The sequence below is a fragment of the Enterobacter sp. DSM 30060 genome, assembly GCF_013375955.1.
GTDB classification, from domain to species: Bacteria; Pseudomonadota; Gammaproteobacteria; order Enterobacterales; family Enterobacteriaceae; genus Enterobacter; species Enterobacter intestinihominis.
Map to the genome: position 1 here is coordinate 1004264 of NZ_CP056118.1, position 14404 is coordinate 1018667.

General features: G+C 59.4%; 12 protein-coding genes. 4 read left to right on the plus strand and 8 right to left on the minus strand.

Translation table 11 applies throughout. The annotated features are described in order from the left end of the window. The first annotated feature begins 39 nt into the window (after nucleotides 1-39). The gene (locus tag HWQ15_RS04755; protein ID WP_017382401.1) at nucleotides 40-534 is read left to right on the plus strand and encodes a PadR family transcriptional regulator; all 495 of its coding nucleotides are present in this window, start codon (nucleotides 40-42) and stop codon (nucleotides 532-534) included. Here the strand turns inward: HWQ15_RS04755 and HWQ15_RS04760 are convergent. Then, nucleotides 531-2090: a methyl-accepting chemotaxis protein gene (locus tag HWQ15_RS04760; RefSeq protein WP_032626345.1), complete on the minus strand. Its 1560-nt coding sequence runs from the start codon at nucleotides 2088-2090 to the stop codon at nucleotides 531-533. The genes HWQ15_RS04755 and HWQ15_RS04760 overlap by 4 nt on opposite strands. A 239-nt stretch (nucleotides 2091-2329) precedes the next feature. Further along, entirely contained in the window at nucleotides 2330-3850 is a 1521-nt protein-coding gene (locus HWQ15_RS04765; RefSeq protein WP_063149079.1) for a PAS domain-containing methyl-accepting chemotaxis protein, read from the minus strand. Between the two features lie 422 nt (nucleotides 3851-4272). On the opposite strand from HWQ15_RS04765, the gene ygjG reads away from it, so the two are divergent. After that, nucleotides 4273-5652 (plus strand): putrescine aminotransferase, encoded by a 1380-nt coding sequence (ygjG, locus tag HWQ15_RS04770; RefSeq protein WP_022649457.1) that lies wholly within the window; start codon nucleotides 4273-4275, stop codon nucleotides 5650-5652. A gap of 186 nt (nucleotides 5653-5838) precedes the next feature. Here ygjG and lsrG read toward each other — a convergent pair whose 3' ends face one another. Genes lsrG through lsrA form a run of 6 tightly spaced genes read right to left on the minus strand, consistent with a single transcriptional unit; the run spans nucleotide 5839 to nucleotide 11524 of the window. Next, complete coding sequence (gene lsrG / locus HWQ15_RS04775) at nucleotides 5839-6132, minus strand: (4S)-4-hydroxy-5-phosphonooxypentane-2,3-dione isomerase (protein WP_022649458.1); 294 nt, start codon at nucleotides 6130-6132, stop codon at nucleotides 5839-5841. Then, nucleotides 6129-7016 carry a 3-hydroxy-5-phosphonooxypentane-2,4-dione thiolase gene (gene lsrF, locus HWQ15_RS04780; RefSeq protein ID WP_022649459.1) on the minus strand — a complete coding sequence of 296 codons (888 nt, stop codon included), beginning with the start codon at nucleotides 7014-7016 and terminating at the stop codon, nucleotides 6129-6131. Before lsrF ends, lsrG begins: the two co-directional genes overlap by 4 nt. 11 nt (nucleotides 7017-7027) lie before the next feature. After that, nucleotides 7028-8029, minus strand: coding sequence for an autoinducer 2 ABC transporter substrate-binding protein LsrB (lsrB, locus tag HWQ15_RS04785; RefSeq protein ID WP_032626349.1), 1002 nt, complete (start codon nucleotides 8027-8029; stop codon nucleotides 7028-7030). Nucleotide 8030: 1 nt separating this feature from the next. Continuing rightward, the gene (gene lsrD / locus HWQ15_RS04790) at nucleotides 8031-9008 is read right to left on the minus strand and encodes an autoinducer 2 ABC transporter permease LsrD (RefSeq protein WP_058646848.1); all 978 of its coding nucleotides are present in this window, start codon (nucleotides 9006-9008) and stop codon (nucleotides 8031-8033) included. Next, nucleotides 9009-10040, minus strand: a complete 1032-nt coding sequence (gene lsrC / locus HWQ15_RS04795) for an autoinducer 2 ABC transporter permease LsrC (protein ID WP_058646849.1) — start codon at nucleotides 10038-10040, stop codon at nucleotides 9009-9011. Then, nucleotides 10037-11524 carry an autoinducer 2 ABC transporter ATP-binding protein LsrA gene (gene lsrA, locus HWQ15_RS04800; protein ID WP_058646850.1) on the minus strand — a complete coding sequence of 496 codons (1488 nt, stop codon included), beginning with the start codon at nucleotides 11522-11524 and terminating at the stop codon, nucleotides 10037-10039. The genes lsrC and lsrA overlap by 4 nt, the downstream gene beginning before the upstream one ends. Nucleotides 11525-11739: 215 nt before the next feature. Here lsrA and lsrR point away from each other — a divergent pair, with 215 nt between their 5' ends. Continuing rightward, a complete protein-coding gene (lsrR, locus tag HWQ15_RS04805) occupies nucleotides 11740-12711 on the plus strand; it encodes a transcriptional regulator LsrR (protein ID WP_022649464.1) in 972 nt (323 codons plus the stop codon). Nucleotides 12712-12744: 33 nt separating this feature from the next. After that, nucleotides 12745-14331 carry an autoinducer-2 kinase gene (lsrK, locus tag HWQ15_RS04810; protein WP_058646851.1) on the plus strand — a complete coding sequence of 529 codons (1587 nt, stop codon included), beginning with the start codon at nucleotides 12745-12747 and terminating at the stop codon, nucleotides 14329-14331. Nucleotides 14332-14404: the final 73 nt, after the last annotated feature.

Sequence of the window (14404 nt, forward strand, 5' to 3'; positions counted from 1 at the left end):
CTTAGATATAGTTTAGATATATCAAATTGAGGAAGAAACATGCGACACGAACACGACGGCGGCGGACGCCGGCCACGATTTTTTGGCCATGGTGATTTGCGGCTGGTGATCCTGGATATCCTGACCCGCAACGCGAGCCATGGTTATGAGCTGATTAAAGAGATCGAGAACCTGACGCAGGGACATTACACGCCAAGCCCTGGCGTGATCTACCCGACGCTGGATTACTTGCAGGATCAGGCGCTGATCACCATTACCGAAGAAGAGAACGGCCGTAAGCGGATTGCGATTAACGCCGCCGGGCAGCAATGGCTGGATGACAATCGGGAACAGCTGGAGCAGATCCAGACGCGTATCAAGGCGCGCTCCGTCGGGTTCCAGCTGCGCAAAAACCCACAGATGAAGCGGGCGCTGGATAACTTCAAAGCGGTTCTGGATCTGAAGGTTAATCAGGGAGAACTCAGCGACGCGCAGTTAAAACAGATTATCGGCGTGATTGACCGCGCGGCACTGGAGATCTCCCAGCTGGATTAAGCCAGCACGCCGTCGCTCACGCGGAACACGCGGACCAACTCTTTCAGGTGCATCGCCTGTTCGTTAAGGGATGCCGCCGCCGCAACGGACTCCTCCACCAGCGCGGAGTTCTGCTGGGTGGTGGCGTCTATCAGGCCAATCGCGCTGTTGATCTGCGAGATACCTTCCGTCTGTTCATGGCTGGCCTGGCGAATTTCACGCAGGATGACGTCCATCTCTTCCACGTTGCCGACCATGCCGTTGATAAGCCCGCTGGCTTTCTCCACAAGGTTCATGCCGTCCTGCGTCTGGCTTGTGGAGCTTTCAATCAGCTGGCGGATCTCACTCGCTGATGTTGCACTTTTCTGCGCGAGCTGGCGTACCTCGCCCGCCACCACCGCAAAGCCGCGACCATGCTCACCTGCGCGCGCCGCTTCGACCGCCGCGTTCAGCGCCAGAATGTTGGTCTGGAAGGCAATGGCGTCGATCAGGTCGATAATGTCGGACATCCTGTTCGATGTTTCGTTAATCAGGCGCATTTTGCTGGTGACCTGCTTCATCATCTCGCCGTTGTTTTTTACCACGGCAGCCGCATCGGCAGACAGGTTCGTCGCTTCTCCGGTGTGGGACGCGGTGTTCTTCACCGTGGCGGTAATCTGCTCCATCGACGCGGCCGTCTGCTCAACGGAACTGGCCTGCTCCTCCGTGCGGGCAGCCAGATCCTGGTTGCCTGCGACAATCTGCGCGGCGGCGCTGGAGATGTTTTCCGATCCGGTTTGCACCTGCTGCACAATCTCCAGCAGGCGCGTTTTCATCTCCATCAATGCGGTGAGGAGCAGTCCGGTTTCATCTTTACCGTGCGAGGTAATACTGCCGGTGAGATCGCCATCGGCGATGGCCTCCGCAAAATTCACCGCGTCGTTCAGCGGGCGGGTAATGGATCGCACAATGAACCAGCCAGTCAGGCTGGCTGCCGCGACGCTGAAAAGCGTAATCAGGATCAGCAGCAGACGATTAGTGCGGAAATCGCCTTCCACCTGCTCGCCCGCACTCTGCATTTCATGATCCTGGATCGCAATCAGCGCCTGCACTTTCGCTTTATAAGACTGTTGCAGGTCCAGGGTGTTGGTCATCATCTCGTTTATCGCGCCCGCACGGTCGTTATTCTGCACGGCCTGCAAAATGCGGTAGCGCGAGTCAAGATATTGCTGGCGTACGCCGTGGATGTCCGCCAGCACCTGTTGGGATTTTTTATCCTTGAGAGCGTTGTCCAGCTCGCTCAGGATTGCGGTGATGCGCTCGCTTATCGCCTTCAGACGCTGTTCTGATTGCGTCGTGTACGTTCCCTGTTCGTCCAGCAGCATGAGCTGCTGCGTGCTGATAAATTCCTGGAAGTTGTCGATTAACTGGTTCGCTTTTACCGTAGTTGGATAGTCGCTGGTAAGAATGGTTTGCATTCCATTGTTTGCCCGATTCAGGCTCATCAGAGACAAGCTTGCGCTGACGACCATCAGGACAATAAATAATCCAAACGCCAGAAATAATTTCGTGCCGATCTTTACGTCATGTATGAACATATTTACCCCATCGATGTGATTATTTCTCAGACGATCGCTGTTATCGGTAGGAAACTCGCTAACTTTATGACTTTGATCGTTTTTTTATTTCTCACTTTCAATGAATCCGGGGCATAGCAATTAAAAATCGGGTACTTTTTTTAGTTACTTAATATTTCATTAACAACATAACTTATTCTGAAAAACAAAAAAGCCGTTTACCCCGGAGGAATAAACGGCTTTATCGAAGCATGCATTTCTTAATGCAGCACGGTAACCGCATCTTCAAGACGTCCGGCCCGGTGCTTAACCATCGCGGAAATCTGCGCGCTCTCTTCGACCAGGTCAGCATTTTTCTGCGTAATGCTGTCCAGTTCTGCCACGGCACGGGTCAGCTCTGTCAGGCCTGTCGCCTGCTCGGAGGTGGAGTGGCTGATCTGCGCGATAAGCTGCGTGACGTTTTTCACCTGCTCGACAATATCATCCATGGTACGTCCCGCGGCGTGGACCTGATCGGCGCCCGACTGCACTTTGCTGGCGCTGGCGTCGATCAGCTTGCGAATATCGTTAGCCGCGTTCGCGCTGCGGCTGGCAAGATGACGCACTTCGCCCGCCACCACCGCAAAGCCTTTCCCCTGTTCGCCCGCGCGTGCCGCCTCAACCGCGGCGTTCAGCGCCAGAATATTGGTCTGGAAGGCGATGTCATTGATAAGCGAGGTAATAGAGCCAATGCGCTGGGTACTGTCGGCAATGTCATCCATGGTTTTCACCACGGTCTGCATCACGGTGCCGCCCTGCGTGGCCGCGCTGCTGGCAGCCATCGACAGCTTGTCGACTTCGGCTGCGGTCTCGGAGTTACTTTGTACCGACGCCGCCATCTGGTTCATTGTTGCCACAGTCTGCTGCACGTTAGCCACGGTCTGGCGCGTGCGGTCGTTGAGATCTTCATTGCCCTGCGCCAGCCTGTCGCTGCCGTCGCGCACGCTCACCACCTGGCTGGAGACGTCGTTGATAAGCCAGCGGCACATCAGCCCCAGTTGTCCGACGGCCCGCAGCGTCAGCCCCAGTTCATCGCTGCGGTTAAGATGCTGCACGCTGTTACGCTCGCCGGTAGCGACCCTGAGCGCCTGCCGTGCGACGTTTTCCACCGGGCGGACAATCTGTTGCTCAAACACCAGGGTGCCAAGCAGCATCACCACGGCTGCCGCCGCCAGCGAAGCCCAGCCCGCGGCACTGGCAACCAGCGTTGCGGCCATCACCGCGAAAAGTACCGCCATTACGCTACGCACGCGCCAGCGCAGCGGCATCGCCGGTAATTTGCCGAGCCAGCCTTTGCGTACCACCAGCCCTTTATGAATGCGTTTTTTGCTACGTCCTTCATTGAGCGCCTTATAAAGCGGCTCCACCGCGGCGACCTCGTCCTCGGTGGCGCGGGTACGAATGGACATATAGCCCGTCATCTGACCGTTACGCACCATTGGTACCGCATTGGCGCGTACCCAATAGTGATCGCCATTTTTACGTCGGTTTTTGACAATCCCGCTCCAGGGCTCGCCCTTTTGCAGCGTGTACCACATGTCGGCAAAAGCCGCTTTCGGCATATCGGGGTGGCGCACAATGTTGTGCGGCTGCCCGAGCAACTCCTGAAGCGTAAAGCCACTCACTTGCACAAAGGTGTCGTTAGTGTGGGTCATGTAGCTGTGGAGGTCGGTGGTCGACATAAGCGTGGTGTCATCGTCCAGCGGATATTCATTCTGGGTGACATAGTCAGGAGAGGACATAGTGAGCATCCCTTGCAGGTTATTTGAATGTTAATTTTGTGGCTTATGTTTTTTCGGCGATAAAAAATTTATCTTTAGTTGTTAAATATGATTGAGATCGCAAATCTCGGTTAAACCGCACTTTTCGTACGCTTTTCTAATTAATTGATTTAAAATACTTTCGACACGAAACTACCTACAAAGCATGATCCCCCGGCGCACACTTAAGGCGCATTTCCTGCCCTGGAGCAGTGCAATTGACGAAACCCCATCCCCGGCTCGTTATCCCTTATCCCGTGCGGCGCGCGATGGCATGATTAAATATTGTGCAACTTTGATTTCACCTGGCGTTTATCCCGATTTTTGTTAAGGCATCTGAGGTGGCGTAATCCCTGCAATACTTAACTCAGTATCATGTGATACGCGATCCCCGGGAGCATATTTTGAACAGGTTACCTTCCAGCGCCTCGGCTCTTGCCTGTACCGCGCACGCACTGAATCTCATTGAAAAGCGAACGCTTGATCATGAGGAGATGAAACAACTTAACCGTGAGGTCATTGATTACTTTAAAGAGCATGTGAATCCTGGTTTTCTGGAGTATCGCAAATCTGTTACCGCCGGCGGGGATTACGGAGCCGTAGAGTGGCAAGCGGGGAGTCTGAATACGCTTGTCGACACCCAGGGACAGGAGTTTATCGATTGCCTGGGTGGTTTTGGTATTTTCAACGTGGGGCACCGTAATCCAGTTGTGGTTTCCGCCGTACAGAATCAACTTGCGAAACAACCTCTCCATAGCCAGGAACTGCTCGATCCGCTTCGCGCCATGCTCGCGAAAACGCTGGCAGCCTTAACGCCCGGTAAGCTGAAATACAGCTTCTTCAGCAACAGCGGCACCGAATCGGTCGAAGCGGCGATTAAACTCGCCAAAGCGTACCAGTCGCCGCGCGGGAAATTCACCTTTATCGCCACCAGCGGCGCGTTCCACGGGAAATCCCTGGGCGCACTGTCGGCGACCGCCAAATCCACCTTCCGCAAACCGTTTATGCCGCTGCTGCCGGGCTTCCGCCACGTGCCGTTTGGCGACATCAACGCCATGCGCACCATGCTGAGTGAATGCCGTAAAACCGGCGACGACGTGGCGGCGGTGATCCTGGAGCCGATTCAGGGCGAAGGCGGGGTGATCCTCCCGCCGCAGGGCTATCTGCCCGCCGTGCGTCAGCTGTGCGATGAGTTTGGCGCGCTGCTGATCTTCGACGAAGTGCAGACCGGGATGGGGCGTACCGGCAGGATGTTCGCCTGCGAGCATGAGAACGTTCAGCCAGACATTTTATGCCTGGCGAAAGCGCTCGGCGGCGGCGTGATGCCGATTGGCGCAACGGTCGCCACTGAGGAGGTCTTCTCGGTGCTATTCGACAACCCGTTCTTACATACCACCACCTTTGGCGGTAACCCACTGGCCTGTGCGGCAGCGCTGGCCACCATCAACGTGCTGCTGGAGCAAAACCTGCCTGCGCAGGCGGAGCAGAAAGGCGACATGCTGCTGGACGGCTTCCGTCAGCTGGGCCGGGAATACCCGGATTTGGTACAGGATGCGCGCGGGAAAGGGATGCTGATGGCGATTGAGTTCGTTGATAACGAAACCGGTTATAGCTTCGCAAGCGAGATGTTCCGCCAGCGGGTACTGGTGGCGGGAACGCTTAACAACTCGAAAACCATCCGCATTGAGCCACCGTTGACGCTCACCATTGAGCAGTGTGAGCAGGTGCTGAAGGCGGCGCGTAAGGCGCTGGCGGCGCTGCGGGTGAGCGTGGAAGAGGCATAAAAAACGCCGGGTGGCGCTACGCTTACCCGGCCTACAACATACTGCAGATGTCGGCCCGGTAAGCGTTAGCGCCACCGGGCAAACACCGCACCATCCTCCCGTATGCCCGGTAAGCGCAGCGCCACCGGGCAAACACCGCACCATCCCCCCGTAGGCCCGGTAAGCGCAGCGCCACCGGGCAAAACGCTACTCCGGCAACAACCCCACAAAGCAGCGTTTTTTGCGCGGCTCTGACATCAACTCTTCGAGCTTGTCCACGCACGCCAGATAGTGTGGCGTTTGCTTATGCGCCAACACCGCCTCTTCGTCTTTATAGGCCTCATAGATAAAGAACCGGGTTTTCACCCTCGGGTCCTGCAAGACGTCAAAGCGCAGGTTTCCCGGCTCCTGGATCGCCCCCTCGTGGTTGGCGCGAAATACCTCCAGAAACTCATCCACCCGCTCGGGTTTGATGTTGATTTCCACCAGCGTCACGTTTATTTTGCTTCTCCCTGTTTCTCTTCCTGCCAGAACTGGAACGCCTCACGGGCGCTCATGTTCTCGTGAACCACTTTCTTCACCGCCTTCAGCATGGCGAGCGGCGCGCTGGACTGGAAGATGTTGCGCCCCATATCCACGCCGGACGCGCCCTGGTCAATCGCCCGCCAGCACATCTCAAGCGCCTCATGCTCCGGCAGCTTTTTGCCGCCCGCGATAACAATCGGCACCGGACAGCTGGCGGTCACTTTTTCAAAGCCCTCGTCCACGTAGTAGGTTTTGACGAACTGGGCCCCCATTTCGGCAGCGATGCGGCTGGCGAGCGAGAAATAGCGCGCGTCGCGCGCCATCTCTTTACCCACGCCCGTCACCGCCAGCGTCGGCATGCCGTAACGCGCCCCCGCATCCACCAGCTTGATGATGTTGTTGATTGACTGATGTTCAAACGGGCTTCCGATATAGACCTGCGCCGCCACCGCGCAGACGTTCAGGCGCAGCGCGTCTTCCATCGCAACCGCCACGCACTCGTTAGACAGCTCGCCCAGAATCGAGTTACCGCCGGAGGCGCGCAGCACCACCGGTTTGTTCGTCGCGGCAGGTACCTGGCTCCTGAGGATGCCGCGGGTACACATCAGCACGTCGGTTTCGCCAAACAGCGGCGCGATGGAGAGATCGATACGCTCAAGGCCGGTGGTCGGTCCCTGAAAGTAACCGTGGTCAAAGGCTAGCATCACCGTGCGGTTGCTCTGCGGATTGAAGATGCGCGAAAGCCGGGACTGCATGCCCCAGTCGAGCGAACCGCAGCCCTTCAGGGTGTACGGCACATTCTGCTGCGGCGTACCGATGCCAAAATCCTTGCCGTCTTTGATGTCGTCTAAATCAGCCATTTGCTCCCCCGTCAGAAATCGTATTTGCTGATGTTCTCTTTGGTGAACACCACCCGCTCCGGCAGCAGCACGATGCCGTTGCCCTTCGCCTCATACTGGTAGCCCTGCACACTGTTCGGCTCGACCTTCAGCGTCCCGATATCTTTCACCTCCACGCTGTCGCCAGGGTTAAGATCGCCCTTTTTCAGCAAACGATCGGCGACATTGACTGCAATTTTGCCCTGCTGCACCACGTCCCACAGGCCGAAGGCTTTCACCGTGCCGCGCTCAACGTACGGACGCATCACGTTTGGCGTGCTGAAGCCGACAATCGCCACCCCTTCCCGCTTCAGGTTTTCCGCCGCCTGTGCCGCCGCCGGCAGGGCGTTGGCGTCCGGGGCGATGATCGCATCCAGATCCGGATAGGCTTTTAAGATCCCCTCGGCGGTTTGCAGGGATTTAGTGGCGTCGTTATAGCCAAACTGCGTGGTGACGACCTGCCACTGGGGATGGTCTTTCTCGATTTTGGCCTTCGCCTCTTTCACCCACTGGTTCTGGTCGGTGACGGTGGGGCTGGAGTAGAAGAACGCCACTTTCGCGTTCGGTTTGGTGACCTGCTTGCCTGCCATCTCCACCAGCAGGCCGCCCAGCTGTTCCGGCGTGCCCTGGTTGATGTAAATGCTGCGGCACTCCGGTTTGGTGTCGGAATCCCAGGTCAGGACCTTCACGCCGCGCTGCATCGCGCGCTTCAGCGCCGGGCAGAGACCGTCCGGCGACACGGCAGAGACGATGATGGCGTTATAGCCCTGGTTGACGAAGTTATTGATCAGTTGCACCTGGCCGGAGACGCTCGGCTCGGTCGGGCCGTCGTAAGTCACGTCCACGCCAAGTTCTTTCCCCGCCTCTTTCGCGCCGTTGCCGCCGCTGGTGAAGAATCCCACACCCACCAGTTTTGGGATAAAGGCAATGCGGTCCGCCGCCTGCGCCGAAGCGAAGCTGAGGGCCATTGCCAGGACGAGCAGTTTTGTTTTCATCTTACGCTCCGGATAGTTTTCTGAAGAGAGAACGCACCCATTCACGGTGCAGACTCAGCGAACGCCCCATCACCACCACAACCAGCAGCGCCCCTGACAGCGCGCTCGACACCTGGTTGGGGATACCAACCATCTGTAAACCCTGTTGCAGGTACCCCACCAGCAGCGCCGCCAGCGCCGTACCGACAACCGAACCTGAGCCGCCGTAGATATTCGCTCCGCCGAGCACGGCGGCGGTGAGCGCAGGCATCAGTAAATCGCGCCCCAGATCCGAACGCGCGGAGCCGAAATAGGAGACCATCACCAGCGCGGCAATCGCCGAGGCCACGCCCACCAGGCCGTACAGCGCATACGGCATACCGTTCACCGACAGCGCCGCATAGCGCGCCGCGCGCGGATTCTGGCCAATTAAAAACAGATGCCGACCAAAGCGCCCGCGATGGGTAATCAGCCAGAAGAAAGCGGTAATCACCGCGAACAGCACCAGCGGGATCGGCAGGCCCAACACCGTCAGGTTAGCGAACGCCGTGAAGCTGTCCGGGAAGCCGCCGATCCCCTCGTAGCCCGTCGCACCCGCTATGCCGGAGAGCAGCAGCGCCCCGCCGCCGTACAGGTAAAGCGTGCCGAGGGTGATCACTAAAGGGCTGATGCCGGTGTAGTGGATCAGCGCCGCATTCAACAGTCCGCACAGCAGGCCGAGCAGCAGCGTCAGCGGGATGGCGACCGCCATCGGCCACCCCGCCTGCATCATCACCCCCAGCGCGATAGCGCACAGGCCGATGGTTGAGCCGAGGGAGATGTCGATCCCGCCGCTGATAATCACCAGCGTGAGCGGTAGCGCCACGATACCAATGCAGATAAAGTCGCTGGTGCTGAACAGCAGCATATTGATGTCGAGCATGCGCGGGTTGATGGCGCCGAAGAGCAGGATCTCCAGCACCAGTAAAATCAGCAGCGCGCTTTCCCAGTTAAGCCTCATTTACGCCACCTCTTTGTTGCGTTTGGGAAGCGGGGTGACGTGCTTTCCCCCTCTGTTACCCGGCTGGAAACGGCTGTATTTCAGCGCCCGCTGATGCCGTGAGAGCGCCTGACGCAGCCGCCCGTCGAGCACCAGCACGCCCAGCAGCACCAGCCCGGCGATAAAGTCATTCCACCAGGCCGGCAGCCTGAACAGCACCAGCACGGTGTCGATTTGGGTGAGGAAGAACGCGCCGAGGAAGGCGCCGATCAGCGTGCCGGTGCCGCCCAGCAGCGAGATGCCGCCGAGCACGCAGGCGGCGATGGCCTTCATCTCCAGCCCGCTGCCGGTCTGGTTGGGCACAAAGCCAATCTGCGCGGCAAAGACGATCCCGGCGCAGGCCGCGAGTATGCCGTTGAGGGTAAAGGCGATCATGCGGGTGCGGTTGACCGCCACGCCCAGCTGACGCGCGGCGGCGAGGTTATCCCCCACGGCGTAGAAATCACGGCCAAAGGCGGTGCGCGACAGTATCCACGCGCCTGTGACCACGATTATCAACACCACAATGCCGAGCGGCGAAATGCCGACGGCGGCAGGCTCAGAGAGGGATTTCAGCCCCGGCGGCAGCCCTTCAATCCACTTCCCGCCGGTCCACAGCAGCATCGCTCCGCGATACAGCCCCAGCGTGCCGAGGGTGGCGACAATCGCTGGAATGCGCAGCCCCACCACCAGAAAACCGTTGAACGCCCCCGCCAGCGCGCCAATCGTCAGCGCGAAGAGAATGGAAACGGGCAGACTGTAGCCGCTGTTGAGCGCTACGCCGACGGCAATGGCGGACAGCCCGACAGTGGAGCCGACGGAGACGTCGATATTACGGGTCAGCATCACCAGCGCCGCGCCGATGGCCAGCAGGATCAGGATCTGCGAGCTGGCGAAGATCATCCCCAGCGTCTGTAAGCTCAGGTAGGACGGGTTCAGCGCCACCAGCACGGCGAACAGGGCCAGAATGGCGAGAAACGCGCTCAGCTCGCGGTTTTTCAGTAAGATCTTCATGATTGCCCTCCAAACGCCAGCGCCATCATCCGGTCGAGGCTGACGGCCTGGCGCGGCAGTTCGCCGCTGAGCACGCCCTGATGCATTACCAGCATCCGATCCGCGAGGCCGGGAAACTCATCAAGATCGCTTGAGATCATCAGCACTGCCACGTTCTGCGCCGCCACGCTTTTCAGCAGCTGGTAGATATCGGCGCGCGCCGATACGTCCACGCCGCGCGTCGGTTCATCGACGATCAGCAATAAAGGATTAGCCTCCAGGCAGCGCGCCAGCAGCACCTTCTGCTGATTACCACCGGAGAGCGTGCGCACGGTTTGATCCGCATGGTTGAGCTTGATCCCCAGCGCCCGGTGGTAACGCTCCACTACCGCAGACTCCCGCTTTCGCTGCTGCCAGAGCGACGGCTCGTTCAGCGTCACGGTGTTCCAGCGGACAGGCGCGTCGAGAAACAGGCCGGACACCTGCCTGTCTTCCGGCAGATAAACCAGCCCTTTTTTCAGACGGGAACTGACCGGATCGGCGGTGATCTCCTGGTTCTCCAGCCACACTCGCCCGCCGCGTACCGGACGCAGGCCGTAAAGCGTTTCGGCAAACTCGGTACGCCCGGACCCCACCAGCCCGGCCAGACCGACGATCTCCCCGGCATAAATCTCAAGGCTGAGATCGATAAACCCTTCCCCGGTGAGATCCTCCACCCGCAGCACCGGGAAATCCTGCGCCTGGGTTCGGCGGTTGCCCGGCAGCGCCAGCCACAGCTTTTGCGTATCGCTTAGCGACTTTTCCCGGCTGACCGGCGTCATGGCGGCGATCAGGGCGTTATCGTCAAAGTGCGCGGTTTCGCCGCTCAGCACCACCGCGCCGTCGCGCATCACCGAGACGTGGCTCGAAATCATGCGAATTTCCGGCAGCTTGTGCGAGATAAAAACAATGCCAACGCCGAGATCCTGCAGCGCGCGGATCTGGCGAAACAGGCGTTCGGTCTCGCCCGGCGTGAGCGATGCCGTGGGTTCGTCGAGGATCAGAATTCTGGCGTTGCGCATCAGCCCGCGCAGGATCTCCACCATCTGCTGATCCGCGACTTCCAGAGTGCTGGCAGCGGCATCGAGATTAAGCTGACATTGCAGCTGCTGGAGTTTCTCCGCCAGCCGCTTTTCCCGATCTCGTTCGCGCGGCAGACGAAACAGGATGTTTTCCCGCACCGTCAGGTTGGGGAAAAGCAGCGGCTCCTGTGGCACCAGATAAATGCCTAACCGGTGCGCCTGCGACGGGGTAAGCCGTGCAAAAGACTCGCCCGCAACCGAAAGCTCACCGCGATCCGGCGTTTCAACCCCGGCGATGATTTTCATCAACGTCGATTTTCCCGCGCCGTTACCGCCCATCAGCGCATGCACCTGCCCAGCAAGCAGCGTGAAATCAATGCCTTTTAACACAGGCACGCCAGAGAACTGTTTGCAGATGTCACGTGCCTCGAGAAGTGGTGTCATCATCGCTCCGCTATTGAACAAATGATTTTTAGATTTAATAATGTTCAAAAGCGTAGACGGTGAACTATATTTACAACCGTGCAGGGATCACAGTTTTATCGATTGAGATTCAGATAAACCGGAAAGGATCGAAAAGATCCGTTTTGTCGCGTGGCTCACATTTTCACGCCGCACCATCACGAACATATGATCTAAATTTTTATAAGAGTTCAACTATGAGCGATAAACGCACTGCGGAAGAAGGACGGTTTGCCGGGCTGGCACTGGCGGAAGAGGAGCTGGTGGCGCGAGTGGCCTGGTGCTACTACCACGACGGGCTGACCCAGAACGACATCGGCGAGCGGCTCGGGCTGCCGCGCCTGAAGATCTCCCGCCTGCTGGAGAAAGGCCGTCAGTCCGGGGTGATCCGCGTGCAGATAAACTCCCGCTACGAGGGCTGCCTGGCGCTGGAAACCGAGTTGCAACAACGATTTGGCCTGAAGCTGGTGCGCGTGATGCCCGCCCTGAATACGCCGCCGATGAACGTGCGGTTAGGCATTGGCGCGGCCCAGTCGCTGATGGGCGTGCTGGAGCCCGGCCAGCTGTTAGCGGTGGGCTTCGGTGAAACCACCATGAGCAGCCTGCAACACCTGAGCGGCTTTATTAGCTCACAGCAGATCCGCTTGGTGACGCTCTCCGGCGGCGTGGGGCCGTATATGACCGGTATCGGCCAGCTGGATGCGGCCTGTAGCGTCAGCATGATCCCTGCCCCGCTTCGCGTGTCATCCGCTGAAGTCGCCGGGATCTTAAAGCGCGAAACCAGCGTGCGGGACGTGATCCTCGCCGCCACCGCCGCTGACGTGGCGGTGGTCGGCATTGGCTCGGTGAACCAGCGCCGTGACGCGACGATACTGCGCTCCGGCTATATCAGCGAAGGTGAACAGTTGATGTACGCCCGTAAAGGCGCGGTGGGCGATATCCTTGGCTATTTCCTCAATGCCGAAGGGGAATGCGTCGAGGAGCTGGAGATCCACAAAGAACTACTGGGCGTCACGCTCGATGAACTGGCACAGCTGCCCACCATCGTAGGCGTGGCCGGGGGGGAAGAGAAAGCCGATGCGATTTATGCCGCACTTAAGGGCCGCCGTATTAATGGCCTGGTGACGGAAGAGACGACAGCCCGCGCGGTGCTGGCTCTGGCCATTTAAGAGCCCTCCCTGCGCTAACAATGAGGCATGCTCATGAGTTACCTTTTAGCGTTAGATGCAGGGACAGGCAGCGTTCGCGCCGTTATTTTCGATTTGCAGGGCAACCAGATTGCCGTTGGCCAGGCCGAGTGGAAACACCTTAGCGTCGAGAACGTGCCGGGCTCGATGGAGTTCGACCTCGACACCAACTGGCAGCTGGCCTGCCGGTGTATTCATCAGGCGCTGGAGCGCGCGCGCCTGAGCGCGGCGGATATTCAGTCCGTCGCCTGCTGTTCGATGCGCGAAGGGATTGTGCTGTACGACCGCAACGGCGAGGCTATCTGGGCCTGCGCCAACGTCGACGCCCGCGCCAGCCGAGAGGTAGCTGAACTCAAAGAGATCCACGACTACCGGTTTGAATCCGAAGTGTATGACGTTTCCGGCCAGACGCTTGCCCTCAGCGCCATGCCGCGCCTGCTGTGGCTGGCGCACCATCGTCCGGATATTTATCGTAAAGCCGCCACCATCACCATGATCAGCGACTGGCTGGCGGCGAAGCTCTCCGGCGAGCTGGCGGTGGACCCGTCCAATGCGGGCACGACGGGCATGCTGGATCTCTTCTCCCGCGACTGGCGTCCCGCGCTGCTCGACATGGCCGGGCTGCGCGCCGATATCCTCTCCCCGGTAAAAGAGACCGGCACCGTACTGGGGGCCATCACCAAAGCAGCCGCACAACAGAGCGGCCTGCGCGAGGGCACCCCGGTGGTGATGGGCGGCGGCGACGTGCAGCTGGGCAGTCTGGGGCTGGGCGTGGTGCGCGCCGGACAAACGGCGGTGCTGGGCGGCACCTTCTGGCAACAGGTGGTGAACCTGCCGCAGGTGCGCACCGACCCTGAGATGAACATCCGCGTAAACCCGCACGTTATCACCGGCATGGCGCAGGCAGAGTCGATCAGCTTCTTTACCGGGCTGACCATGCGCTGGTTCCGCGACGCCTTCTGCGCCGAAGAGAAGCTGATTGCCGAACGCATGGGAATGGACCCCTACTCCCTGCTCGAAGAGATGGCGAGCCGCGTCCCGCCGGGCTCCCACGGGGTGATGCCGATCTTCTCCGACGCGATGCATTTCAAACAGTGGTACCACGCCGCGCCGTCGTTTATTAACCTCTCCATCGACCCGGAAAAGTGCAACAAAGCGACGCTGTTCCGCGCGCTGGAGGAGAACGCGGCGATCGTCTCGGCCTGTAACCTGGCGCAGATTTCGCGCTTCTCCGGCGTGACGTTTGAGAGCCTGGTGTTTGCCGGCGGCGGCGCAAAGGGCGCCCTGTGGAGCCAGATTTTAAGCGACGTCACCGGCCTGCCGGTGCGCGTGCCAGAAGTCAAAGAGGCAACGGCGCTCGGCTGCGCCATTGCCGCAGGAGCTGGCGCGGGGCTGTTCGCGGATATGGCCTCGACGGGCGAGCGGCTGGTGAAGTGGAGCCGCGAGTTCACGCCAAACCCGCAGCACCGGGAGCTGTACGACGGCATGATGCAGAAATGGCAGGCGGTGTACGCGGACCAGCTCGGGCTGGTGGACAGCGGGCTGACAACCTCGATGTGGCAGGCGCCGGGCCTGATGCGCGACACACGCCCCTCACCCTAACCCTCTCCCCAGAGGGGAGAGGGGACTGCTCCGTGCGGCCTTTCACCCTCTCCCCTCTGGGGAGAGGGCCGGG

Coding starts and splice junctions, on each gene's coding strand:
- HWQ15_RS04755 (WP_017382401.1), top strand. CDS start 40: ATGCGACACGAACACGACGGCGGCGGACGCCGGCCACGATTTTTTGGC.
- HWQ15_RS04760 (WP_032626345.1), bottom strand. CDS start 2,090: ATGTTCATACATGACGTAAAGATCGGCACGAAATTATTTCTGGCGTTT.
- HWQ15_RS04765 (WP_063149079.1), bottom strand. CDS start 3,850: ATGTCCTCTCCTGACTATGTCACCCAGAATGAATATCCGCTGGACGAT.
- lsrF (WP_022649459.1), bottom strand. CDS start 7,016: ATGGCTGATTTAGACGACATCAAAGACGGCAAGGATTTTGGCATCGGT.
- lsrB (WP_032626349.1), bottom strand. CDS start 8,029: ATGAAAACAAAACTGCTCGTCCTGGCAATGGCCCTCAGCTTCGCTTCG.
- lsrD (WP_058646848.1), bottom strand. CDS start 9,008: ATGAGGCTTAACTGGGAAAGCGCGCTGCTGATTTTACTGGTGCTGGAG.
- lsrC (WP_058646849.1), bottom strand. CDS start 10,040: ATGAAGATCTTACTGAAAAACCGCGAGCTGAGCGCGTTTCTCGCCATT.
- lsrA (WP_058646850.1), bottom strand. CDS start 11,524: ATGACACCACTTCTCGAGGCACGTGACATCTGCAAACAGTTCTCTGGC.
- lsrR (WP_022649464.1), top strand. CDS start 11,740: ATGAGCGATAAACGCACTGCGGAAGAAGGACGGTTTGCCGGGCTGGCA.
- lsrK (WP_058646851.1), top strand. CDS start 12,745: ATGAGTTACCTTTTAGCGTTAGATGCAGGGACAGGCAGCGTTCGCGCC.